This window comes from Streptomyces sp. NPDC046831 (assembly GCF_040645305.1).
Taxonomy (GTDB): Bacteria; Actinomycetota; Actinomycetes; order Streptomycetales; family Streptomycetaceae; genus Streptomyces.
This window is the reverse complement of sequence record NZ_JBEYXZ010000031.1, coordinates 64,935-87,819: the sequence shown is the minus strand read 5'-3', so window position 1 is coordinate 87,819 and position 22,885 is coordinate 64,935. Positions and strand designations below refer to the sequence as shown.

Here is a 22,885-nt window from a genome sequence, read left to right as displayed (position 1 = left end):
GTCTCCGACGTGAACCGGTCCCCCGTGAGCTGCATACCATCACCCGAGTCACCCGCGAACCGGATGATCACCCGGTCCAGACGACGGACGTCCTTCGTCCCGGCCGCCCTGCGCTGCTCTCCCACGACGGCTCCGTCGGCCTGCTCCGCTGGACTGCTGACCTGGCTGGTCACTGAACTGGACCTCCTTCGAGGCGGCTGTGTGGGAGCGGCCTTCCCGAAGACCTTTCCCAGGATCAACCCTACGACCGTCGGGGTCGCCTTCCTTGTGCCGTTCGCATCATGGACGCACGCATGAAACGCCGCGTTGCCCTCCTCCGGGCCGTTGCGTTCGCCACTGGAACCTCCTTCGAAGGCGGTGTGCGTCGCCGGCCGGTTCCGGTGTCCCGCCCATGCCTACCCGGTCGCGCTCGCGCACCGATCGATCGCGTCGTCCGTGCCCCAGTGTCGGCCCGTCAGGAGTTCAGATACGTGAGCACCGCGAGAACACGCCGGTGGTCCCCGTCGCTGGGGGACAGGCCCAGCTTGAGGAAGATGTTGCTGACGTGCTTCTCGACGGCCCCGTCGCTCACCACGAGCTGCCGCGCGATCGCGGAGTTGGTCCGTCCCTCGGCCATGAGGCCGAGGACCTCGCGCTCCCGCGGGGTCAGTCCGGCGAGCACGTCCTGCTTGCGGCTGCGCCCGAGGAGCTGCGCCACGACCTCGGGGTCGAGGGCCGTGCCGCCGCGCGCCACCCGCACCACCGCGTCCACGAACTCCCGCACCTCGGCCACGCGGTCCTTGAGCAGGTACCCGACGCCGCGACTCGACCCGGCCAGCAGCTCGGTGGCGTACCGCTCCTCCACGTACTGCGACAGCACGAGCACGCCGAGACCGGGATGCGCCCTGCGCAGCTGCACGGCCGCCCGCACACCCTCGTCGGTGTGCGTCGGCGGCATCCGGACGTCCGCCACGACCACGTCCGGCAACTCCTGCTCCGCGTGCAGCTCGGCGATGGTCTTGACCAGCGCCTCGGCGTCGCCGACACCCGCCACGACCTCATGCCCGCGGTCGGTCAGCAGCCGGGTCAGCCCCTCCCTCAGCAGCACCGAGTCCTCGGCGATGACCACCCGCACCCTGTCCTCCATGATCTTCGGTCCCCCCACAGCCTCGGCCACCTGCCGTCCGTACGACGGGTCCAGCATTCCAGCATCCGGACCCCGCCGCGCCCGGCCGGGGGAAGAGGGGGAGAGCGACGGGACGGAAGGATCCGGAAGACGGAACCCAGCCGGGGACAGGAGTGCCGGGCGCTCTGGGGAGGCGCACCCGCGGCGGCCGGCGCTCCACCCCGCACCCGCGCCGGCGCCCGGCACCGGTGGCTTCGGGCCCTGCGTGGCGTCCGGCCCCGGGCCCCGGGCGGTGCCCGGCACCGGGTGGCCTCGGGTTCCGAGCGGTGCCCGGCACCCGTCGCGCCGGTGCCGGGCACCCGCCCGGGCGCCCGGCATCGTTCGTCCGTGTGGTCAGCCGCGCCAGGGCAGCTCCGCGGTCACCCGGGTCGGACCGCCCGCCGGCGAGTCGACCAGCAGGATCCCGTCGACGGCGTCCAGCCGCTCGGTGAGGCCCGCCAGCCCCGAACCCTTCGTGACGTCGGCGCCCCCGGCCCCGTCGTCCACGACCTGGAGCATCAGCCGGTCGTCGGAGCGCCAGACGTCGACGGTGGCGGACGTCGCGCCGCTGTGCTTGCTGATGTTCTGGAGCAGCTCGGAGACCGTGAAGTAGGCGATGCCCTCGATCGCCGGGGCCGGCCGCTCCGCGAGGTCCACCTCCACCTGCACCGGCACGGTGCAGCGGGAGGCGACCGCGGACAGCGCGGCGTCCAGGCCGCGGTCCGTCAGCACCGCCGGGTGGATGCCCCGCGCCAGGTCACGCAGCTCCCGCAGCGCCGTCTTCACCTCGCCGTGCGCCTCGTCCACCATCCGTGCCGCGGCCCGCGGGTCCTCGGTGAGCTTCTCCTTGGCCAGGCCGAGTCCCATGGCCAGGTTGACCAGCCGGGCCTGCGCGCCGTCGTGCAGGTCACGCTCGATGCGCCGCAGGTCGGCGGCGGCCGTGTCGACCACGACCCCGCGGTCCGACTCCAGCTCCACCACGCGCGCCGACAGCCGGGACGGTCCGAGCAGTCCGTGGACCATCAGCCGGTCCACCGTCGTCAGCGCCCGCACGATCCACGGACTCGCCAGCGTGAACAGCAGCCCGACCAGCGCGGTCGTCGTGATCTCGAACGGGTTGTCGAGGTAGATCCGGTGGTGCTCGTCGCCGTAGAGCTGGATGCCGCCCTCGCCGGCGTACGCCGGGAAGACCCAGAACCACAGCGGATACGTCAGCAGCCCCCAGCCGAGCGTCCAGAAGGTCACGGCGACCGTGAAGGAGAACACCGCCCAGGGGAACTGCAGCACCGCGTACAGCAGGGCCCGCCACGAGGTGCCGCTCTTCAGGACCGCCCCCATCCAGGCCATCGGGCCCGGCTTGCGCATCCGCAGCGGCTGCGGTTCGGCCACCCGCAGGCCCAGCAGACCGCGCGCCCGCGCCCGCTCCAGCGCGCCCAGCCCGCGGCAGCCCGCCAGCGCCGCCGCCAGCACCGGCACGCCCAGGAACGTCACCAGCAGGCCGGCGCCCAGCGACACCATCGTGACGGCGTAGGTGAACAGCGCGATGCCGATCGGCAGGCCCAGCAGCACATAGCCGAACTCGCGCAGGCTGCGCGCCTCGAACGGCGCCCGCAGCCCGGCGGGCAGCCGGTGCCCTCCTCCCGCGGCCCCCGCGTCCCAGCCCGTGCCGCGGTGTCCGGCCCCGCTGTGGGGCCCGTAGCCCTGTCCGTACTCGGTGGCCATCGGCGTCGTCCCGTCCCTCGTCGCTCGTCCTGCGTCCTGCGTCCAGCGGCGGACGTCCGGTCGCCGCGCCGTACCCCCAGCCTGCTCGGCCGCAGGTCACCGGGCCATGGAGGCCGTCGGCGTCCCGGACGGGGGGTTTTCCCCACCCTCCGGGGCGGGTCAGCCCGCCCGGCAGTCGTCCGCCCGGTCCCGCCAGGGCAGCTCGGCCGTGACGGTGGTCGGGCCGCCTGGCGGCGACTCGACGACGAACAGTCCGTCCACGGCGTCCAGCCGTTCGGCCAGCCCGCGCAGGCCCGAGCCGCCGTCGAGGCGCGCGCCGCCGCGTCCGTCGTCCCACACCTGCAGGAGCAGCCGGTCGTCGGAGCGCCAGACCTCGACGGCGGCGGACGTCGCGCCGCTGTGCTTGCTGACGTTCTGGAGCAGTTCGGAGACGGTGAAGTAGGCGATGCCCTCGATGGCCGCCGCCGGCCGCGCGGCCAGGTCGGCCGTCACCTTCACCGGCACGGTGCAGCGGGAGGCCACGGCCGACAGCGCCGCGTCCAGGCCGCGGTCCGTCAGGACGGCCGGGTGGATGCCCCGGGCCAGGTCGCGCAGCTCCTGCAGCGCGAGCTTCACCTCGCCGTGCGCCTCCTCGACCATCGCCGCCACGTGCTCGTCCGCCCGGCCCTCCAGCAGCTTCTCCTTGGCCAGGCCGAGTCCCATGGCCAGGTTGACCAGCCGGGCCTGCGCGCCGTCGTGCAGGTCACGCTCGATGCGCCGCAGGTCGGCGGCGGCCGTGTCGACCACCACCCCGCGGTCCGACTCCAGCTCGGCGATCCGCCGCTCCAGCTCGTCGGAGGGCGACAGCAGCGCCCGCGCCATCGCCCGGTCCACGTTCGCCAGGCCCCGGGCCAGGTACGGCAGCACCGGCCACAGCACGAACAGCGAGACCAGTGTGAGGGTGAAGGTGAGGATGCCCCAGGGGAGCCGGACGAGGTCGTACAGGACCGTGCGCCAGGCCACCGGGTCCTTGAGCATCAGCCACAGCCGGTCGAACAGGCCCTTCGTCCGGCGCAGCGGCAGCGGGCTCGGCTCGTCGATCCGCAGCCCGAGCAGCGCCCGGGCGCGGGCCCGCTCCAGCCTGCCGAGCTGCCGCGAACCGGCCAGCCCGAGCGCGAGCACGGGGAAGCCGATCACGGTGAGCGTCAGCGCGGACCCGGTGAACAGCACCGCCATCACGTAGACGAAGCCGAGCAGGGCCATCGGCAGGTTCACCAGGAGATGCGTGATCTCCTTCCAGGTGGGCAGTTCGTAGGCGGGACGAGCCGGGGGCAGGCGGTCCTCGGATCCGGCCGCCGCCCGGCCGGCGGAGGTGACGAGTACGGTTTCAGGGGCGGTCATAGGGGTCAGCGTGCCGCGCCGCGTGCTGCGGCGCCATGAGGTCGGCCGCCCTGGCCCACGGGGGAAAACCCCACCACCGCGTCTCAAGGCGCGACGGGCCGCTTACCGTTTCTTTAGCAGGGCCTAGACTCCCGTGCGTACGAAGCGTCGAACACAGCATGCACGCTGGGCACGGGTGACCCGGCACCGCAGGGCCGCAGGACGGGCACCCGGTCCGCCCGCCCCGGCGGAACCGGGGCCCGTGAACACCAGGCCGAGGGAGAGGAACGGACGGTGCGGGAGACGTTGCCGGAGTCGACCGTCGTCGTCGCGGCGGACTACTTCCAGTCCTATTCCGTCGTCGGACTGCTCGCCGTCGTGGGTGTGCTCTTCGTCGCCGTGGCCTTCGGCGCGGGCCGCCTGCTGCGCCCCGTCGTCCCCACGCCCGAGAAACTCATGACGTACGAGTGCGGCGTCGACCCGGTCGGCGAGGGCTGGGCGCACACCCAGGTCCGCTACTACGTCTACGCGTTCCTCTACGTGATCTTCGCCGTCGACTCGATCTTCCTGTTCCCCTGGGCGACGGTCTTCGCCGCCCCCGGCTACGGGGCGGCGACGCTCGTGGAGATGTTCGTCTTCCTCGGCTTCCTGGCCGTGGGCCTGCTCTACGCATACAAGAAGGGCGTCCTGGCATGGACGTGAACCCCTCCACCCCCGAGACCGTCCAGGGCACGGTGCCGGCCCAGGTTCCGGGCCCGGTGGCGCTGCCGGAACCGAAGAGGCTCGGCGCGCTCGCGCGTCTCGCCCCCGAGCCGATGAAGGTCGTCCTGAACTGGGGCCGCCGCTACTCGCTCTGGGTGTTCAACTTCGGCCTCGCCTGCTGCGCGATCGAGTTCATCGCCGCGTCGATGGCCCGCCACGACTTCATCCGCTTGGGCGTGATCCCGTTCGCGCCGGGTCCGCGCCAGGCCGACCTGATGGTCGTCTCCGGCACGGTGACGGACAAGATGGCCCCGGCGGTGAAACGCCTGTACGAGCAGATGCCCGAGCCGAAGTACGTCATCTCCTTCGGCGCCTGCGCCAACTGCGGCGGCCCGTACTGGGACTCCTACGCCGTCACCAAGGGCGTCGACCAGGTCATCCCGGTGGACGTCTACGTCCCCGGCTGCCCGCCCCGGCCCGAGGCGCTGCTCCAGGGCATCCTCAAGCTCCAGGAGAAGATCGCCCGGGAGTCGCTGGGCGAGCGGTACGGCAGCGGCGCCGCGCGCCCCTCGGCCGCCGCGCTGCGGAGCGGGCTGGTGAAGCCGCCGGCGGCGGGTCCGCAGGGGAGCGGGCGTTCGGGTTCTGCCGGTGGTCCGGACGGGGCCGCGGACGGGGCCGCGGAGGAGGGGCGATGACCGCGGCCGGCTGGCTGCCCGCGCCCACCGAGGAGCTGTTCGGCGCGGAGGCCACGGCGCAGGAGTCGTACGAGGTCCTGACGGTGGACGTACCGGCCGCGGCCTGGCTCCCCGCCCTGCGGACCGCCCGCGACGAGCTGGGCTGCACCTACTTCGACTGGCTGAGCGCGGTCGACGAGCCGGGCACGGGCTTCCGCGTCTCGGCACACGTCGTCGCCCTGGCGCCGGTCCGGCGGCTGCTCGTGCGGACGACCGTCCCGCACGAGGCCCCGGCCCTGCCCAGTGCCGTGGACGTCTACGCGGGCGCCGCCTGGCACGAACGCGAGACGCACGAGATGTTCGGCGTGGTCTTCGAGGGCCACCCGGCCCTGGACCACCTGCTGCTCCCGGAGACCTTCGAGGGCCATCCGCTGCGCAAGGACTTCGTCCTCGCGGCCCGCGTGGCCAAGGCCTGGCCCGGCGCGAAGGAGCCGGGCGAGTCCGAGCACGGCGGCCCCAAGCGGCGCCAGATGCTGCCCCCGGGCGTGCCCGACCCCAACGAGTGGGGCCCGCTGAAGGGCCAGCTCCCGCCTGCCCCCGCCCGCCCCGCGCGGGCGGCCGGGCGTGCGGCGGCGGGAGGGACGGCCGGTGAGCGTCCGGTGCGCGCGGCGGGCGAGCGTCCGGTCCGCCGTACCCGTACGGCGGCGGAGGGCTCCGCCGGCCAGGCCACGCCTTCGGCTGCCTCCGCAGCGGCCGAGGGGGGCGCGGCGGTGTCGTCCGGCCCGGCGGCCCCGTCCGCCGGCGGTCCGGGCACGGGCCCCGCGGCCGGGCCGCCCCGCCGGACGCGCAGCGCGAGCGAGGGTTCGGCGAGCCAGGCCGCGGCCCGCCGCGAGGCGGCTGCGGCGAACGCCGCGGACGGCACGGCCACCGCGCCCGAACGGCAGGCGACGACCGGGGGGACGGCGCCCGAGGCATCGGCGCCCGAGGCACGAGCGGCCGAAGGAGCGGCGCCCGAGGCACGGGCCGCGACCGGGGGAGCGGCGCCCGAGGCATCGGCGGCCGAAGGAGCGGCGCCCGAGGTACAGGCGGCGGCCGAAGGGGCGGCCACGGAGAAGCAGGTGGCGTCCGAGGGTGTCAGCACGCCGATACCGCCGGTCGACGGCCCGGCCGGCGAGGCGTCGGTGGCCCATGAACCGGCCGGCCCGCCCGAGGGAGCGACCGGCAGGACGACCGCCCAGCCGGCGGCGTCCGGGGAACCGGCCGCGACGCACCCGGCGGACGCGGGCGCGGCGACCGCTCCGGCGAGGCCGGCCGGCCCGCGCCGCGCACGCAGCGCGTCCGAGGGCTCCGCCTCCCAGCGGCAGGAGCACCGGGACGAACAGCCGGAGCCGGCCGCCCCCGCCACCCCACCCGCCGGGCCGCGCCGCGCGCGCAGCGCGAGCGAGGGTTCGGCCTCCCAGCGTGTCCGCGCGTCGGCTGCCCGCTCTCCCAAGCCGCCCACGGCCCCGCGCAGCTCGGACGCCCCCTGGCACCACGCCCGGCCGGCCTTCGACGAACCCGAGTCCGACCAGCGGCGAGCGGAGCCGGACGAGAGGCGAGCGGAGCCGGACCAGCGGCGAGCGGAGCCGGACGAGAGGCGAGCGGAGCCGGACCAGCGGCGAGCGGAGCCGGACGAGAGGCCGTCCGGACCGGCCCCCGCACCCTCTCGCGACACCACCCCACCCCCGTCCCAGGACGACGACCCCGAAGGAGGCCCGCGGTGAACGACGTGGCAGACGTCGCTCTGCGACTCCTGATCGTCTTCGTCGTCTTCCTGACCTTCCCGCTGATCGTCGGCCAGACCGAGCACAAGGTGATGGCGCACATGCAGGGCCGTCTCGGCCCGATGTACGCCGGCGGCTTCCACGGCTGGGCCCAGCTCGTCGCGGACGGCGTGAAGTTCGCGCAGAAGGAGGACGTGGTGCCCGCGGGTGCGGACCGCCGTATCTTCCAGCTCGCGCCCGCCGTCGCCCTGCTGCCCTACCTGCTGGTGCTGCTCGCCATTCCGATCGGCCCCGGCGAGGGCGCGGTCGGCCAGGTGCTGGACGCGGGCGTGTTCTTCGTCCTCGCCGTCATGGGCGTCGGCGTCCTCGGCTCCCTCATGGCCGGCTGGGCCTCCGCGAACAAGTTCTCCCTCCTCGGCGGCCTGCGCACCGCCGCCCAGCTCCTCGCCTACGAACTGCCGATGCTGCTCGCCGCCGCCTCCGTGGCGATGGCGGCCGGCACCGTCTCGATCCCCGGCATCCTCGGCGCCTTCCACTGGTGGTGGGTGCCCTGGCAGATCGTCGGCGCGCTCGTCTTCTTCGTCGCCGGGCTCGCCGAGCTGCAGCGTCCGCCGTTCGACATGCCCGTCGCCGACTCGGAGATCATCTTCGGCGCGTACACCGAGTACACCGGTCTGCGCTTCGCCCTGTTCCTCCTCGCCGAGTACGCCGGGATCATCGTCCTGTGCGGCCTGACCACCGTCCTCTTCCTCGGCGGCTGGCACGGCCCGTGGGGCGCCGACGGCCTCGGCTGGGTGTGGACCCTGCTGAAGACCGCGATCCTCGCCTTCGTCGTGATCTGGCTGCGCGTGACCTACCCCCGGCTGCGCGAGGACCAGCTCCAGAAGCTCTCCTGGACCCTTCTCGTCCCCCTCTCCCTCGCCCAGATCGCCCTCACCGGCATCGTCAAGGTGGTGATCCGGTAGCCATGTCCAGCCCGTCCCCCGACCAGCGCGCCTCGACGGCGCCCTCCGGGCGGCCCCGCCGGTCCCTTCCCGGCAGCGGCCTCGCCAAGGGGCTGGCCGTCACCCTGCGCACGATGACGAGGAAGACCGTCACCGAGCAGTACCCCGACGTCCAGCCCGAGCTCCCGCCCCGCACCCGAGGCGTCATCGGCCTGTTCGAGGAGAACTGCACGGTCTGCATGCTGTGCGCCCGCGAGTGCCCGGACTGGTGCATCTACATCGACTCCCACAAGGAGACGGTCCCGGCGGCCGCCCCCGGCGGCCGTGAGCGCAGCCGCAACGTCCTCGACCGCTTCGCCATCGACTTCTCGCTGTGCATGTACTGCGGCATCTGCATCGAGGTCTGCCCGTTCGACGCGCTGTTCTGGTCCCCGGAGTTCGAGTACGCCGAGACCGACATCCGCGACCTCACCCACGAGCGGGACAAGCTCCGCGAGTGGATGTGGACGGTGCCGGCCCCGCCCGCGCTCGACCCCGGCGCGGAGGAACCGAAGGAGGTCGCCGCCGCCCGCAAGACCGCCGACAAGCTGGCGGCCGCACAGGCCACGGAGGCCACGGAGACGGCGCAGGCCACGGCGGCCACGGAGACCGCGCAGGCCGCACCGCCGACGCGGGCGCCGCACGCCACGCCCGCGGAGACGCCGGAGCAGGAGGGGAACGCGTGAGCCCCGCCGCCACCGCAGCGCACACCGCGACCGCCGCCGCGACGCCCGGCTTCCTCTCCCCGACCGGCGTGGAGATCGCCTTCCTCCTCGTCGGCCTGGTGACCTTCGGCGCCGCGCTCGTCACCGTCACCACCCGGCAGCTGGTGCACGCCGCCCTGTGGCTGGTGGTGACCCTCGGCGGCCTCGCCGTGGAGTACCTCCTGCTCACCGCCGAGTTCATCGCCTGGGTGCAGGTCCTCATCTACGTCGGGTCCGTCGTCGTGCTCCTCCTGTTCGGTCTGATGCTCACCAGGGCGCCCATCGGCCGCTCCCCGGACGCCGACTCCGGCAACCGCTGGGCCGCCGTCACCGTCGCCGTGGCCGCGGCGGCCGCCCTCGTCTGGGTCGTCGCCGACGCCTTCCGCACGACCTGGATCGACCTGGACGGACCCGCGGCCGGCTCGACCCGGGTCACCGGTGAGAGCCTCTTCCAGAACTGGGTCCTCCCCTTCGAGGCCCTCTCCGTCCTTCTCCTGGCCGCCCTGGTCGGCGCGATCGTCCTGTCCCGCAGGGTGCAGGCGGACGCCGCCGCCCCGGGCGCCCGGAGCGAACACGCCACCCGCAGCGGACAGGCCGCCCCGGGCGAGCAGGCCGCCGAGGAAGGTGTCCGCTGATGCACCTCGCCTATCCCGCCGTGCTCTCCGCCCTGCTGTTCTGCACGGGCCTGTACGGCGTCCTCGCCCGCCGCAACGCCATCCTGGTCCTGATGTCGGTCGAGCTGATGCTCAACGCCGTCAACCTCAACCTGGTCGCCTTCGACGTCTGGCTGAGCAAGGCCGCGCGGGAGACCCTGCACTCCGGCCAGGCCCTGACCCTGTTCACCATCGCCATCGCCGCCGCCGAGATCGGCATCGGCCTGGCGATCGTCCTCGCCGTCCACCGCAACCGCGGCACCTCGGACATCGACCGCCTCCGCGACGCCGCCGAGGGCCGCGACGACGGCACCGGCAGCGACGCCTCCGCGACCGCGACGGCCGCCGAGAAGGCTGAGGCCACCGCGTGACCACGACCACCCTCGCCGCCCTCGTCCCCCTCCTGCCGTTCCTGGGGGCCGCGGCCGGCCTGCTGCTCGGCCGCACGGCCCCCGGCTTCGTCCGCCCGCTCGCGATCCTGCCGACCCTCGTCTCCTTCCTGCTCGCCGTGCTCGTCGCCGCGCGCCAGGGCGGCGGCCGACCGATCGACGCGGCCACCGAGCTGGCGCCCACCGGCTCGGTCCCCGTCGACCTCGCCCTGCACATCGACGGCTTCGCCGCCCTCGTCGCCGTACTGGTCACCGTCGTCGCGACCTGCGTGCAGCTGTACTCGACGGGCTACCTGCGCGACGACCCGCGCTACCCCTCGTACGCCGCTCTGGTCTCCCTGTTCACCGCCGCGATGCTGCTCGTCGTCTACGCGGGCGACCTGATGGTGCTGCTGGTCGGCTGGGAGGTCATGGGCATCTGCTCGTACTTCCTCGTCGGCCACTACTGGCAGACCCCGGAGGCCCGCTCCGCCTCCCTGAAGGCCTTCCTGGTCACCAAGCTCGGCGACGTCCCCTTCCTGATCGGCCTGTTCGCCCTCGCCGTCGACACCGGCTCCTTCCGCATCACGCGGATCCTCGGCGCGGTCGCCGGCGGCGGCCTGGACCATCCGACGGTGATCGCCCTGCTGCTGCTCGCGGGCGTCGCAGGCAAGAGCGCGCAGTTCCCGCTGCACACCTGGCTCCCCGACGCGATGGCGGGCCCCACGCCCGTCTCCGCGCTCATCCACGCCGCGACGATGGTCGCCGCCGGTGTCTACTTCGTCGCCCGGCTCCTCCCCGTCTTCCAGGCCTCCTCGGCCGCGATGGTCGTCCTCGCCGTCATGGCCGCCGTGACGATGGCCGGCTCCGCCGTCGCCGCGCTCGCCCAGGACGACATCAAGCGCGTCCTCGCCTACTCGACGATCGGGCAGCTCGGCTACATGACCGGTGCCCTCGCCGTCGGCGACCGCGGCGCCGCCGTCTTCCACCTCCTGTCCCACGGCGCCTTCAAGGCGCTGCTGTTCCTCGCGGCCGGCGTGGTCATCCACGCCGCCGGCACCAACTCGCTGGCCGCCATGTCCCGCATGAACCATCTGCGCGACCGCGTCCCCGACGCCTACTGGACGATGACCGTGGCGCTCCTCGCGCTCGCCGCGATTCCGCCGTTCAGCGGGTTCTTCTCCAAGGAGTCCGTCCTCGGCGCCGCCGAGCACGTCGCGACCGGCCACACGGAGCACGCGCCCGGCGCGGCGGGCTGGCTCGTCCTCGTCGCCGGCCTGCTCACGGCTCTGCTCACCGCCGCGTACGCCATGCGCCTGTGGCTGCTGGCCTTCCGCGGCCGGGGCATCGAGGCCCCCGACCACGGCAGGCAGCCCGCGGTGATGAACGCCGTGCTGTGGGTCCTCGCCGTGCCCTCCCTGGCGTTCGGCGCCTTCACCTTCCGGCTGCTGCCCGGCTGGTTCGACGGCCGCAGCCTCAGCCCGACCCTGACGACCTCCGTGCTCGGCACGGGCGTGGCCCTGGTCGGCGGCATCGTCACCTACGCCGCCTGGCGGCACACCACCGCGCTGGCCGCCCGCGTCCCCCTGGGCGCGGTCGCCGCCCACCCGGAGGCGGACGCCGGACTCGTCGAGGCCGAGGCCATCGCCAGCCACGAGCCCGCCTACGGCGACATCGCCTACGCGTCCGACCCCTCCGACCCGGGACGGCTGCTGCTCGGCCCGCTGCACCGGCACGCGGCCGCCGGCTTCCACCTCGACGCCCTGTACGAGACCCTCTTCGTCCGCCCGGTCCTGGCCGGAGCGAGCCTGGTCCGCTTCCTCGACCGCGAGGTCGTGGAGACGTACGTACGCGGCGCCGGCGCCCTACCCCGCTGGATCGGCGCCGCCGTACGGCGCGCCCAGACCGGCAACGTGCAGACCTATGTGAGCGCTCTGCTCGCCGGCACCGTCGTCCTGACGGTCGCCGTCGTCGTCCTCGTCGCCACGGGAGCGTGAGCAGGCGTGATCGATATCAACGAGTCCGTGATGCAGTTCCTTCTGGCGTTCGTCGTCGCCGGCCCGCTCATCGGCGCGCTCGCCGCCCTCCTGCCCGCCCCGCCGGGGCTGAGGGGGAAGTCACCCGAGCAGGCCGTGCTGCGGCACGGCGTCACCGTGACCGGCGCCGTCCTCGTCGCCGCGGTCGTCCTCGCGCTCGGCTTCGACCACGACCACCCGTCGAGGATGCAGGCCACGACGGACATCAGCTGGATCCCCGCACTCCACGTGCGCATCCACCTCGGCATCGACGGCATCTCCCTCCCCCTCGTCGTCCTGACCGCGCTGCTGACCTTCCTCTGCGCGCTGTACAGCTACTTCAGGCAGCAGCACGAGCGGCCGGCCGCGCAGGCCGCGGCTCCGAGCCCGAAGGCGTTCGTCGCGCTGCTGCTCGTCCTCGAGTCCGGCACGCTCGCGTCCTTCGCCGTCCTCGACCTGCTGCTGTTCTTCCTCGCGTTCGAGACGGTGCTCGTCCCGATGTACTTCCTCATCGCCCGCTGGGGCGGCGAGGACCGCCGGGCCGCCGCCTGGCGGTTCATCCTCTACACGCTGCTCGGTTCGGTCGTCATGCTGCTCGGCCTGCTCCTGATCGGCCTCAAGGCGGGCACGTTCGACATGGTGGCACTCGCCACTGACAACGGCCGGTCGCTGACCGCGTCCGTGCAGGTCGTCGCCGTACTGGCGGTCGGGATCGGACTCGCGGTCAAGACCCCGATGTGGCCCCTGCACAGCTGGCTGCCGGACGCCCACACCGCCGCGCCGACCGTCGGCTCGGTCCTGCTGGCCGGCGTGCTGCTGAAGATGGGCACGTACGGGTTCGTCCGCATCCTGCTGCCCGTCGCGCCCGACGGCTTCCGCACCTTCGCGCCCTACCTCGCCGCGTTCGCCGTCGTCGGGATCATCTACGGGTCCCTGGCCTGCCTGGCCCTGGCCAAGCAGGGCGCCAAGGGGGATCTCAAGCGGCTCATCGCCTACTCCTCCGTCGGCCACATGGGCTTCGTCCTGCTCGGCATCGCCACCATGACCCCGACCGGCGTGAACGGCGCGCTGTTCGCCAACGTCGCCCACGGCCTCATCACCGGCCTGCTGTTCTTCCTGGTCGGCGGGCTGAAGGACCGCACCGGCACCACCGACCTCGACACGCTGTCCCAGAAGACGGGGGCCGCCCTGTACGGCAGGGCCCCCCGCCTGGGCGGCCTGCTCGCCTTCGGCGCCGTCGCCTCCCTGGGCCTGCCGGGCCTGGCCGGCTTCTGGGGCGAGATGCTGGCCCTGTTCGGCGCGTTCCGGCCCGCCGCCGGCCTCGCCCGCCCCGCGTTCCTCACCTTCACGGCGATCGGGGCGTTCGGCACCCTGCTGACCGCCGCGTACCTGCTCGTCGTGGTCCGCCGCGTCTGCATGGGCGCCGTACCGCAGGACGCCCCGCACCTCCCCGACGTGCGCGGCTACGAGTTCGCGGCCTGGACCCCGCTCGTCGCCCTCACCGTCGTCGCCGGACTGTGGCCCAAGACCCTGCTCGGGCTGACCGACCCGGCCGTGCAGCAGCTCCTCGCAGGAGGCACCCGATGAGCTCCCCGGCCCAGCCCCTGGCCGCCTCGGTGATCCAGTCCGTCGACTGGGTCGCCGTCGCGCCGCCCCTGATCACGGCCGTGGCCGCGCTCGCCGTGCTCGTCGCCGACCTCTTCCTGCCCGACGCGCGCAAGCCGCTGCTCGGCCGGGTCTCGGTCGCCGGCCTCGCCGCCTCCGCGCTGGCCCTGCTGCCGCTCCTGGACGGCGACCGTTCCACCTTCTGCGTCACCGGGCAGGCCGGCGTCTGCAGCTACACGGCCGACCGCTTCACCCTCGTCGTCCAGTTCCTGGTCCTCGGCGCAGCCCTGCTGGCCGCCCTGCTGTCCGTCACCGCCCTGAAGGACGAGCGCCGGGCACTTCCCGAGGGCGAGTACTGGTTCCTGCTGCTGTCCTCCGCCGCGGGCGCCGCGCTGCTGCCGGCCTCCCGCGACCTGGCGACCCTCGTCGTCGCCCTGGAGGTCGCCTCCCTGCCCGCCTTCGCGCTCGTCGGCATCCGGCACGGCGACCGCCGCTCCTCCGACGCGGCCCTGAAGTTCTTCCTGTCGTCGGTCACCGCCACCGCGGTCAGCCTGCTGGGCATCAGCTTCGTCTACGCGTCCACCGGCACCCTGTACCTCACCCAGGTCGCCGGCCGCCTCCAGCACGTCGACGGGCAGCTGAACACCCTCGCCCAGACCGGTGTCGTCCTCACCCTCGTCGGCTTCGCCTTCAAGACGGCCGCCGTGCCGTTCCACTTCTGGGTGCCCGACACCTACGTGGGCGCGCCCCTGCCGATCGCCGCCTACCTCTCCGTCGTCGGCAAGGCGGTCGGCTTCACCGGCCTGATCCTCGTCACCGTCGTCGCCTTCCCCTCGTACGCCGGTGTCTGGGGCCCGGCGCTCGCGGCGCTGGCCGCGCTCACCATGACGGTCGGCAACGTCGGTGCCCTGCGCCAGCAGGCCACCCGCGCGCACAGCGCGGTCCGGCTGCTGGCCTGGTCGTCCGTGGGGCAGGCCGGCTACCTGCTCGTGCCGATCGCCGCGGCGGCCTACTCGAAGGACCCCGGCAAGTCGATCGGCTCCACGGTCGCGTACGCCCTCATGTACGCCGCCGTCAACCTCGGCGCCTTCGCGGTCGCCGCGCTGGTCGGCCGTACACGGCCCGGCAACCGCGTCAGCGACTACCGGGGCCTGTACGCCACGAACCCGCTCACCGCCCTGCTTCTGGCCTTCTTCCTGCTGTGCCTCGCCGGGCTGCCGCCGGGCGTCATCGGCCTGTTCGCCAAGGTCACCGTGTTCTCGGCGGCCGTGGAGGCCGGACTCGGCTGGCTCGCCGTCGTCATGGCCGTCAACGTCGTGATCGCGCTGTTCTACTACCTCCAGTGGACGGCCCTGCTCTTCCGGGCCCCCGAGGGCGAGCCGGCCGCGCACCGCGTCCCGGCCCCGCTCACCGTCGCGCTCACCCTGACGGCCGTCCTCGGCATCGCCCTGTCGGGCGCGCCGCAGCTGGTCCTGCGGTTCGCGGGCACGGCTCTGTTCTGACGGGGCCGCGCCCCCTTCTCTGACGGGCCGCGCCCCCTTCGCGGCCGGGGGACCGGACGCACCGCCGCGGCGGGGGCCGGGCCCCCCCCCTCGGCGGTACGCCGGCCCGCGGCGTCGCCCGGGGCCGCCCCGACACCTGCCCCGTTTCCCATGCACAGGCATCGACCCGCGCGCGAGGGGCACCCGGCCTCCAGCGCCCGAGCAGGCCGGCGTACCGCTCACCCGGACGGCCCGCGCGCCGTCGCACGCACCAGGGAACCAGGGGTCTCCGCCCGGCGTTGACCAAGTACGGAAGGGTCCACTGGACGTGACACCACGGACCAGTGGCGTGGACATCGGCAAGCGAAGGGTTCCCCTGCCGCACCACTTGGAGGGCGTACCGTGCACCGCCGGCACAACGGGCTCAGGACCGCAGTACTCCTCGGGGGACTGTCCGCACTCATCATCGTCATCGGCAGTTTCTTCGGCCGCACGGGACTGGTCGTCGCGGTCCTCGTCGCCCTCGGCACCAACGCGTACGCGTACTGGAACAGCGACAAACTGGCCCTCCGGGCGATGCGCGCGCGGCCCGTCAGCGAGTTCGAGGCCCCGGGTCTGTACCGCATGGTCCGCGAGCTCTCCACCCAGGCCCGCCAGCCCATGCCGCGCCTGTACATCTCCCCGACGGAGGCGCCCAACGCCTTCGCCACCGGCCGCAACCCGCGCAACGCCGCCGTGTGCTGCACGGACGGCATCCTGCGTCTCCTCGACGAGCGCGAGCTGCGCGGCGTCATCGGCCATGAGCTGAGCCACGTCTACAACCGCGACATCCTCATCTCGTCGGTCGCCGGCGCCCTCGCCTCAGTGATCATGTTCCTGGTGAACTTCGCCTGGCTGATCCCCGTCGGCCGCTCCGACGACGACGAGGGCCCCGGCCTCTTGGGCATGCTGCTGATCCTGATCCTGGGCCCGCTCGCGGCCAGCCTGATCCAGCTGGCCATCAGCCGCTCCAGGGAGTACGAGGCGGACGCGTCCGGAGCCCAGCTCACCGGCGACCCCCTCGCGCTCGCGGGCGCCCTGCGCAAGCTGGAGGCCGGCACCAGGCGGCTGCCGCTTCCCCCGGAGCCGCGCATCGAGACGGTGAGCCACATGATGATCGCGAACCCGTTCCGGCCGGGCCAGGGCCTGTCGAAGATGTTCTCCACGCACCCGCCGATGGCGGAGCGCATCGCCCGGCTCGAACAGATGGCGGGCCGGCGGCGGTGACGGCGGTCCTCAGCGGCGTCCGGCGCCTCTGAGCGGCCCCCGCCCGTTCCCCGCGTCCGCCGTCACCACGCCGGACGCCGGCCGAAGGCCTGCTCGGTGGACACCACCTCGCGCCCCAGGGGCATCAGCGAGATCGGGATGAGCTTGAGGTTGGCCCATCCGAACGGGATGCCGATGATCGACAGGAACAGCGGGATGCTCGTGATCAGGTGGCCCAGGGCCAGCCACCACCCGGCGAAGACCACCCAGATCACGTTCCCGACGAAGGACGGCGCACCGGCGTCGGGCCGATCCACCGTGGTCCGGCCGAACGGCCACAGCACGTACCCCGCGATGCGCAGCGCCGCGATGCCGAACGGGATGGTGACGATCAGCACGAAGCACACCAGCGCCGCGACCAGGTAGCCGAGCGCCATCCAGATGCCGCAGAAGACCAGCCACAGAACATTGAGCACCAGGTTGAACACCTTCATGATCGGCACCTCGTTCCACCGGCACTGCCTGCTGATCCAAGTATCGGCGGGTCACGCCCATGCGTCACCGTGGCGCCCGCGGCGCCCGATCGGCAACGCCTCCCGCCAGGGCGACGCCGGGGACGCCGGGCGGGCGGCCCTCAGCCGGTGACACGGACGGCGAGTACGGCGACGTCGTCGTCGAAGGAGCCGGCGCGGTGGGCGAGGAGCGCATCGCACAACTGGCCGAGCGGAGCCGTGGCGTGGGCCGCGGCGATGCGGCCGACCTCGCCCATGCCCTCGTCGAGCGACTGGCCCCGGCACTCGACCAGCCCGTCGGTGTGCAGGACCAGCGTCGCACCGGGGAGCAGGAGCAGCTCGTGCTCGGGCCGCATCAGGCCGGGATCCACGCCGAGGGGGTGGCCGACGGACTCGGTGCGCACGTACCGGGCCCGGTCGTCGGCGGTGACCAGCAGAGGGGGCAGATGTCCCGCACTGGCCCAGCGCAGCAGGCGGCTGCCGTCGCGGGCGGGGGACTCCAGACGGGCGACGAGGACCGTGGCCATCGGACCGCCGTACAGACCGTGCAGGACCTCGTCGAGACGGTGGAGGATCCGGCTGAGCGTCTCCCGCTCGCCGAAGGCGATGACGCGCAGGGCGTTGCTGATCTGACTCATGAGGGTGGCGGCTTCCAGACCGTGGCCCATCACGTCGCCGACCATCAGACAGGGTGCCCGCCCGGGCAGGTGGAAGAGGTCGTACCAGTCCCCGCCGATGCGCGGCGTGCGGGTGGAAGGCTGGTAGCGGGCCGCCAGCTCCAGACCGGGCAGGCGGGGCAGGTCGGGCAGGAGACGGAGCTGGAACTCCTTGGTGGCCCGGCGGACGCGCTCGTAGAGATGCGCGTTCTCGATGGCGACGCCGGCCGCGCCGGCCAGGGCGGTGACGATCTCCTCGTCCTCGTCGCTGAAGGGGCCGTCCTGCTTGTCGGCGAGGTACAGGTTGCCGTAGATGGTGCCGCGGACCCGGATCGGCACCCCGAGCAGGGTGGTCATGACCGGATGCCCCTCGGGGAAGCCCGCCGCTCGCGGGTGACCGGCGAGGTCGGCCACCCGCAGCGGCTTGGGATTGCGGACCAGTTCGCCGAGCAGCCCGGTGCCGTGGGGCAGCTCGTCACCCGACCCGTGCCGGAACTGGTCCGCGCCGAATCCGGACGGGATCAGCTCGGTGAAGTGCCCGGACTCGTCCAGGACGCCGATCGCGGCGTACCGGGCGTCGACGAGCTTCCGGGACGACTCCACGACGGCGTGCAGCACGGTGTCCAGCTCCAGGGCGCTGCCGATGCTCATCACGGCGTCCAGAAGTGCGCGCAGACGCCCGTGGACGTGCGCCAGGTGCCGCAGCCCGGCCTGCAGACGGTCGAGGTCCTCGCCGCCCGTGGGTGGCGGCACCCGCCGTGCGCCGGGCCCGTGCGTGCCGGTGCCCGAGGGCTGGCTCACGAGCTCCTCACCTCCGCCCGCGCCCCGACTGTTCCCCGGTCCGGCACGGGTACCCGCGCAGCGCGGTACCGACATGCTGTTTTCCCCCGCGCAGCGGTGCACCGCCACTGCCTCCTCCCCTTGCGGCCGCCCCTGCCGGCGGGAGCCGGGCCGCCGCGGGTGACGCCCCCGCCGACCGGCCGGAACGCATCCGGGCCGTCCCCGGGCGCCCCGCCCCGCGGTCGGGCCCACCGGTCCCCTGAGCGGAGCTCGTCACGGTGCGCACCCCACTGATCGGTGCAACCGTCGGACGTGGTCAGGACGTCTTCACCGGCGACACGGCACGAACACCCGTGGTGCGAGCATCACGACGAGGGCCGGGGAGCGGCCTCCGGCACGACGAGCGGGGACGCGCGGCCGGCGGGCACGACCCGTCCGGACCGCGGCCACAGCGCGGGGACAGTGCGGGCACAGGGTGGAAGGGCAGGATCAGGACATGGGCATCATCGGTTGGATCATCCTGGGGCTGTTGGCCGGTGCCATCGCCAAGTTCCTGCTGCCCGGCCGTGACCCGGGCGGCCTCCTCGGCACCACCCTCATCGGCATCGCGGGCGCGTTCGTCGGCGGCTGGATCTCGGCCCGCTGGCTGGACCACCCCATCAACAAGGCGTTCTACGACGGCGCCACCTGGGCGGCGGCGATCGGCGGCTCACTCGTGCTGCTGATCGCCTACCGCATCCTCTTCGGCAACTCGCGCGACTGAGCGCGCGGCCGGGGCCGGCGCCGGGCGGACGACAAAGGTGGGCACCGAACGGGTGCCCACCCTTTTCTCGTCGTACGCACGACACGCGACGGCCGGCCGTCCGCCGCATGCGACCGCCGGACATCAGCCCGCCGCATGCGATCGCCGTACGACCGGGCATCGGGTGCGACGGCGGGACGCCGGACCCGGCGGCGGTGGGCGGATGCCCGCCGACGCCCCACGCCCATGTCCATGCCCGGGGGCCGGTCGTCCGCCGGACACACCAGCGGTAGCCGCGGCCGGACGGGCCAGCGGCAGTCGCGGCCGGACTAGCGGTAGTTCACGAACTGCAGCGCGAAGTCGAAGTCCTTGCCCTTCAGGAGGGCGATCACGGCCTGCAGGTCGTCGCGGCTCTTGGAGCTGACGCGCAGCTCGTCGCCCTGGACCTGTGCCTTGACGCCCTTGGGGCCCTCGTCACGGATGATCTTCGCCACCTTCTTGGCGTTCTCCTGGGAGATGCCCTCCTCGATGGACGCGAAGATCTTGTACTCCTTGCCGGACAGCTGCGGCTCGCCCGCGTCCAGGGCCTTCAGCGAGATGCCGCGCTTGATCAGCTTGGACTGGAAGACGTCGAGGACCGCCTTCACCCGGTCCTCGGAGTTGGCCTCCATGAGGATCTTCTCGCCGGACCATGAGATCGAGGCACCCACGCCCTTGAAGTCGTAGCGCTGTGAGATCTCCTTGGCGGCCTGGTTGAGGGCGTTGTCGACCTCCTGCCGCTCGACCTTCGAGACGATGTCGAAACTGGAGTCGGCCATGTCCTGTGGCTCCTTGTATCAGGGTGCTTATCGGGTGCGTGTCGGCGGGCGTGGGGTTCCGCCGAGCCCGGCACGGAGTCCCGGGCCGCATCCGCTCCAGCCTAGTCACCCCTTGTCCGCGGCGACGCGGATCAATCGGGTGGCGAAGCACCCCTCCCCATCAGGTATCGTTTACGTCGTTGCCACGGAGCACCGCCGAAAGACGGAACGCCGTGCAGCATCCCCGGCGGTGTGCCCGAGCGGCCAAAGGGAGCAGACTGTAAATCTGCCGGCTCAGCCTTCCCAGGTTCGAATCCTGGCGCCGCCACGCTGAGGGAAACCCTCTCTGATCAGCTTACTTACCTGGTCAGAGGGGGTTTCTTGTTGCTTCCCCTTTTCGATTCGCCATGGACGGGGCGTGAACGTGTCTCACCTCGTTCCGCCCGTATCCCACCGTTGATCAGTGCGTGTCTCCCAGGTGTCCCCCGGGGGTGAGCATGGTCACTCCGGTTCGTTCCACTCCCACAGGGCTGCGTCGATCCGGTTGTTCGCGTGCTCCCGCGTCCGGTCAAGAACCTTGGCGTACACCTTGTGCAGCACCGCGACGCTGTGGCCGGCCCGCCGGGGGCACTCCATCGCGTCCACGCCGGAACTGAGCCAGAACGACACTCCAGCATGCCGAAGGTCGTAGCAGCGACGGGCCGGCAACGAGGCTGTGGTCCGACCTGCTGCGGGAGTACGGCATCGGCCCCACGCGCCGGGGAGCGGCACGGCGCCCGGCAGCGCTCCGTCACCGGGTGTCGCGCGGGCGAGGGGCCTACCGTGGGAGATGGTCCCGGCGTCGGCCCCGCCGACCGGCCGGTCGTTCCCGCCGGGGGCGGAAGGAGGCACGAGATGTCCGATGCGATACGGGACACCACGGCCCGGCGCGTACGACATTTCGTCGACGCCGGATATCCCGACGCCGGGCCCGTCGAGGCGGCGGTGGAGGGAGCCGTCTACCGACTCGGGGACGGAACGGTGGCCAAGGTGTGGGAGCGCCGACGGGGATCCGAACTGCGGCGGATGCAGCGTTTCTACGCCGATGCCGCGGCGCACCTGCCGTTCGGCGCCCCGGAGATCCTCGCCGTCGAGGACATCGACGGTGTCCCGATGACCGTGGAGCGGGAGCTGACCGGCGAGCCCTTGGCGGGCAGGATCCGCACCGACGACCCGGACGAGGTGCTGCCCGAAGCGGTCGACTGCCTGGTCGGCGTGCTGCGCGCCCTCGCGGACGCCCATGACGTCGACGAGGTCAAGCACCTTCCTGTGCTGGACGAGGAACGCCCGCTGTGGGAAGGCCACACCACTTTCGGATCCGCCCTGGCGGACCTGGTGGACCGGCGGGTCAGCCGGTGCGCGGACCGGCTCTCCACGCATGTCCGCGACTTCGACGACACGCGCGCCCAGGTGCTTCGGAAGCTGCGCTCGCTGCCCCGTACCGACGAGGCGGTCGTCCACGGTGACGTCTTCCCGGAGACCGTGCTGGTGGACGACGACCTGCGGCCGCTCGCCCTCGTGGACTACGGCTTCCTGTCCACGGGCGGGGACCCCCGGTTCGACGCCGCCGTGGCCGCGGCCATCTTCCCGGCGGGCACCGAGCACGCCCCGGAGATCACCCGGCAGCTCACCACGCGGTTCGCCGACGAGTTCGGCTACGCGGTCGACGACCTCCTGCTGTACCGGGCCGCCTATGCGATGGCCACGAGCGACGCCTTCGCGCCGGGCGGCGGTGACGAGCACTTCGCCTGGTGCGTCACCGTGCTCGAGGACCCGGCCGTCGCCGAGTCCCTGCACCGGTGACGCACCGCGGGCAGCCGGGAAGTTCCGGTGACGGTGTGCGTTCTCGTTTTCCCGTGCCCTCCCTGCCCGGCGCTCTTCCCGCTGGTACGTCTGTGGCAGGTCACGGAGACCTTGAGCACTGGGCGGTCGGTCCCTGGGCCGGCGGGTGCTCCCTCAGTGACCTCGGTTGGTCGGGTCAGCCTTCCGTCGGCCTCTGCAGGTCCTCCGCTCGTACGAACCCGTGGCTCCGCTCCACCTTCGCCACGTGCAGCGTGTAGCTCTGGTACCACTCGGCCCGCCCGCGCTTCTGCGCCGCGCGGTGCTCGGCGTTGCCCCGCCACTCCGTGAGGGCGTCGGCGTCGCGGAAGTACCCGACGGTGATGCCCAGCCCGCCGGGGGTCTGCGCGTGGTCCATCCCCAGGAATCCGGGGATGTCCTTCACCAGGTCCTCCATGCGTGCGTTGGTCTCGCGGTAGCCGCTCTGGTCCTGGGTCCGCACCGTGGTGAAGACAGCCACGTAGTAGGGGGGCTCATAGGCCTGGACGGGCGCGACAGTTGCCTCCGGGTGATCGCTCATGCCGCCACCGTAGGGCGGGGTGCGCCGCACGATCCAGAGTGCGTCGCGGGGGATGGGGACTGTCAGTCGCCGGGGGCACACTGGCCCCATGTCCTCGTCCTCGTCCTCGCGTCGCAGATCGTGCCCCGTGTGCCGTCGTGAGATCGCCGTCGTCGCCGGGCGGTTCGCGCGGCACGACCCGCCCGGTGCTCGGGACAGCGGCGAGCTGACGTCCTGTCCGGGATCGCGCCGGGCGGCACAACTCGGCGCCGTGCAGCCGTCGTTGGACGGGTACGAGGTTCCCGAGTTCCCGGGGCAGCTGCCGCTGTTCTAGTGCCGCGGCAGGCAGTGTTCGCCCGTCGGGGAGCGGCGTCCGGTGCGTGCTCTCGGCGTGTCGGCCGGACACCCTCGTACTGGATGTACTTGGGCTTTCGGGTCCGGTGAGGCGAGAGGGCCGAGGGCGGCACGGCCGCGAACTGCCGTGCCCGGTACGCCCGGATCTCTTCCCGGCCGTGCTGGCGGACGCCGTCCGGCACGTTCGGCCGGTCGACGCCGGGCGCCGGCTACCGACCGGCGACCGCGCCCCGCCCGTCGGTCGGGAAG

At 73.1% G+C, this 22,885-nt stretch carries 21 protein-coding genes, 1 tRNA gene and 1 pseudogene; 15 read left to right on the top strand and 8 right to left on the bottom strand.

The annotated features are described in order from the left end of the window. Positions 1-454 precede the first annotated feature (454 nt). The 3 genes from ABZ920_RS23975 to ABZ920_RS23965 form a co-directional block, all read right to left on the bottom strand. Entirely contained in the window at positions 455-1,126 is a 672-nt protein-coding gene (locus tag ABZ920_RS23975; RefSeq protein WP_361508502.1) for a response regulator transcription factor, read from the bottom strand. Positions 1,127-1,498: 372 nt separating this feature from the next. Beyond that, on the bottom strand, positions 1,499-2,866 hold the full coding sequence (locus tag ABZ920_RS23970; protein WP_361508492.1) for a sensor domain-containing protein: 1,368 nt from the start codon (positions 2,864-2,866) through the stop codon (positions 1,499-1,501). 159 nt (positions 2,867-3,025) lie between these two features. Beyond that, a complete protein-coding gene (locus ABZ920_RS23965; RefSeq protein ID WP_361508490.1) occupies positions 3,026-4,246 on the bottom strand; it encodes a sensor domain-containing protein in 1,221 nt (406 codons plus the stop codon). Positions 4,247-4,519: 273 nt separating this feature from the next. Between ABZ920_RS23965 and ABZ920_RS23960 the strand changes: the two genes are divergently transcribed. The 11 genes from ABZ920_RS23960 (at position 4,520) to htpX (ending at position 16,439) form a co-directional block, all read left to right on the top strand. Beyond that, positions 4,520-4,927: an NADH-quinone oxidoreductase subunit A gene (locus ABZ920_RS23960; RefSeq protein WP_361508487.1), complete on the top strand. Its 408-nt coding sequence runs from the start codon at positions 4,520-4,522 to the stop codon at positions 4,925-4,927. Continuing rightward, positions 4,918-5,622, top strand: a complete 705-nt coding sequence (locus tag ABZ920_RS23955; RefSeq protein ID WP_361508484.1) for an NADH-quinone oxidoreductase subunit B family protein — start codon at positions 4,918-4,920, stop codon at positions 5,620-5,622. The genes ABZ920_RS23960 and ABZ920_RS23955 overlap by 10 nt, the downstream gene beginning before the upstream one ends. After that, positions 5,619-7,364, top strand: a complete 1,746-nt coding sequence (locus ABZ920_RS23950) for an NADH-quinone oxidoreductase subunit C (protein ID WP_361508482.1) — start codon at positions 5,619-5,621, stop codon at positions 7,362-7,364. Before ABZ920_RS23955 ends, ABZ920_RS23950 begins: the two co-directional genes overlap by 4 nt. Then, positions 7,361-8,329 (top strand): complex I subunit 1 family protein, encoded by a 969-nt coding sequence (locus ABZ920_RS23945; protein ID WP_361508479.1) that lies wholly within the window; start codon positions 7,361-7,363, stop codon positions 8,327-8,329. The genes ABZ920_RS23950 and ABZ920_RS23945 overlap by 4 nt, the downstream gene beginning before the upstream one ends. A 113-nt stretch (positions 8,330-8,442) precedes the next feature. Next, positions 8,443-9,033, top strand: coding sequence for a 4Fe-4S binding protein (locus ABZ920_RS23940; RefSeq protein ID WP_361508499.1), 591 nt, complete (start codon positions 8,443-8,445; stop codon positions 9,031-9,033). Then, positions 9,030-9,686: an NADH-quinone oxidoreductase subunit J gene (locus tag ABZ920_RS23935; protein WP_361508476.1), complete on the top strand. Its 657-nt coding sequence runs from the start codon at positions 9,030-9,032 to the stop codon at positions 9,684-9,686. Before ABZ920_RS23940 ends, ABZ920_RS23935 begins: the two co-directional genes overlap by 4 nt. Further along, positions 9,686-10,075: an NADH-quinone oxidoreductase subunit NuoK gene (gene nuoK, locus ABZ920_RS23930; protein ID WP_361508473.1), complete on the top strand. Its 390-nt coding sequence runs from the start codon at positions 9,686-9,688 to the stop codon at positions 10,073-10,075. The genes ABZ920_RS23935 and nuoK overlap by 1 nt, the downstream gene beginning before the upstream one ends. After that, positions 10,072-12,069, top strand: a complete 1,998-nt coding sequence (locus ABZ920_RS23925; RefSeq protein ID WP_361508470.1) for an NADH-quinone oxidoreductase subunit L — start codon at positions 10,072-10,074, stop codon at positions 12,067-12,069. The genes nuoK and ABZ920_RS23925 overlap by 4 nt, the downstream gene beginning before the upstream one ends. Before the next feature lie 6 nt (positions 12,070-12,075). Next, positions 12,076-13,674, top strand: coding sequence for an NADH-quinone oxidoreductase subunit M (locus ABZ920_RS23920; RefSeq protein WP_361508467.1), 1,599 nt, complete (start codon positions 12,076-12,078; stop codon positions 13,672-13,674). After that, on the top strand, positions 13,671-15,194 hold the full coding sequence (locus tag ABZ920_RS23915; RefSeq protein ID WP_361508464.1) for an NADH-quinone oxidoreductase subunit N: 1,524 nt from the start codon (positions 13,671-13,673) through the stop codon (positions 15,192-15,194). The genes ABZ920_RS23920 and ABZ920_RS23915 overlap by 4 nt, the downstream gene beginning before the upstream one ends. Before the next feature lie 381 nt (positions 15,195-15,575). Beyond that, positions 15,576-16,439, top strand: a complete 864-nt coding sequence (gene htpX / locus ABZ920_RS23910) for a zinc metalloprotease HtpX (protein ID WP_361508461.1) — start codon at positions 15,576-15,578, stop codon at positions 16,437-16,439. A gap of 62 nt (positions 16,440-16,501) precedes the next feature. On the opposite strand, the gene ABZ920_RS23905 is transcribed toward htpX, so the two are convergent. Both ABZ920_RS23905 and ABZ920_RS23900 read right to left on the bottom strand, forming a co-directional pair. Further along, positions 16,502-16,912 carry a YccF domain-containing protein gene (locus tag ABZ920_RS23905; RefSeq protein ID WP_361508458.1) on the bottom strand — a complete coding sequence of 137 codons (411 nt, stop codon included), beginning with the start codon at positions 16,910-16,912 and terminating at the stop codon, positions 16,502-16,504. A gap of 140 nt (positions 16,913-17,052) precedes the next feature. Further along, positions 17,053-18,387, bottom strand: a complete 1,335-nt coding sequence (locus ABZ920_RS23900; RefSeq protein ID WP_361508456.1) for a GAF domain-containing SpoIIE family protein phosphatase — start codon at positions 18,385-18,387, stop codon at positions 17,053-17,055. A 475-nt stretch (positions 18,388-18,862) separates the two neighbouring features. Between ABZ920_RS23900 and ABZ920_RS23895 the strand changes: the two genes are divergently transcribed. Beyond that, the gene (locus tag ABZ920_RS23895; RefSeq protein WP_361508454.1) at positions 18,863-19,129 is read left to right on the top strand and encodes a GlsB/YeaQ/YmgE family stress response membrane protein; all 267 of its coding nucleotides are present in this window, start codon (positions 18,863-18,865) and stop codon (positions 19,127-19,129) included. A 308-nt stretch (positions 19,130-19,437) separates the two neighbouring features. Here ABZ920_RS23895 and ABZ920_RS23890 read toward each other — a convergent pair whose 3' ends face one another. Next, positions 19,438-19,926 carry a YajQ family cyclic di-GMP-binding protein gene (locus ABZ920_RS23890; RefSeq protein WP_030174428.1) on the bottom strand — a complete coding sequence of 163 codons (489 nt, stop codon included), beginning with the start codon at positions 19,924-19,926 and terminating at the stop codon, positions 19,438-19,440. A 225-nt stretch (positions 19,927-20,151) separates the two neighbouring features. On the opposite strand from ABZ920_RS23890, the gene ABZ920_RS23885 reads away from it, so the two are divergent. After that, positions 20,152-20,233, top strand: a tRNA-Tyr gene (locus ABZ920_RS23885). 173 nt (positions 20,234-20,406) lie between these two features. On the opposite strand, the pseudogene ABZ920_RS23880 reads toward ABZ920_RS23885, so the two are convergent. After that, positions 20,407-20,616, bottom strand: a pseudogene (locus tag ABZ920_RS23880) (site-specific integrase); the annotation flags it as partial. Between the two features lie 183 nt (positions 20,617-20,799). On the opposite strand from ABZ920_RS23880, the gene ABZ920_RS23875 reads away from it, so the two are divergent. After that, entirely contained in the window at positions 20,800-21,747 is a 948-nt protein-coding gene (locus ABZ920_RS23875) for a phosphotransferase (protein WP_361508451.1), read from the top strand. A gap of 175 nt (positions 21,748-21,922) precedes the next feature. Here ABZ920_RS23875 and ABZ920_RS23870 read toward each other — a convergent pair whose 3' ends face one another. Next, complete coding sequence (locus ABZ920_RS23870) at positions 21,923-22,303, bottom strand: antibiotic biosynthesis monooxygenase (RefSeq protein WP_361508448.1); 381 nt, start codon at positions 22,301-22,303, stop codon at positions 21,923-21,925. 88 nt (positions 22,304-22,391) lie between these two features. Between ABZ920_RS23870 and ABZ920_RS23865 the strand changes: the two genes are divergently transcribed. Further along, positions 22,392-22,616 carry a hypothetical protein gene (locus tag ABZ920_RS23865; RefSeq protein WP_361508445.1) on the top strand — a complete coding sequence of 75 codons (225 nt, stop codon included), beginning with the start codon at positions 22,392-22,394 and terminating at the stop codon, positions 22,614-22,616. Positions 22,617-22,885 lie beyond the last annotated feature (269 nt).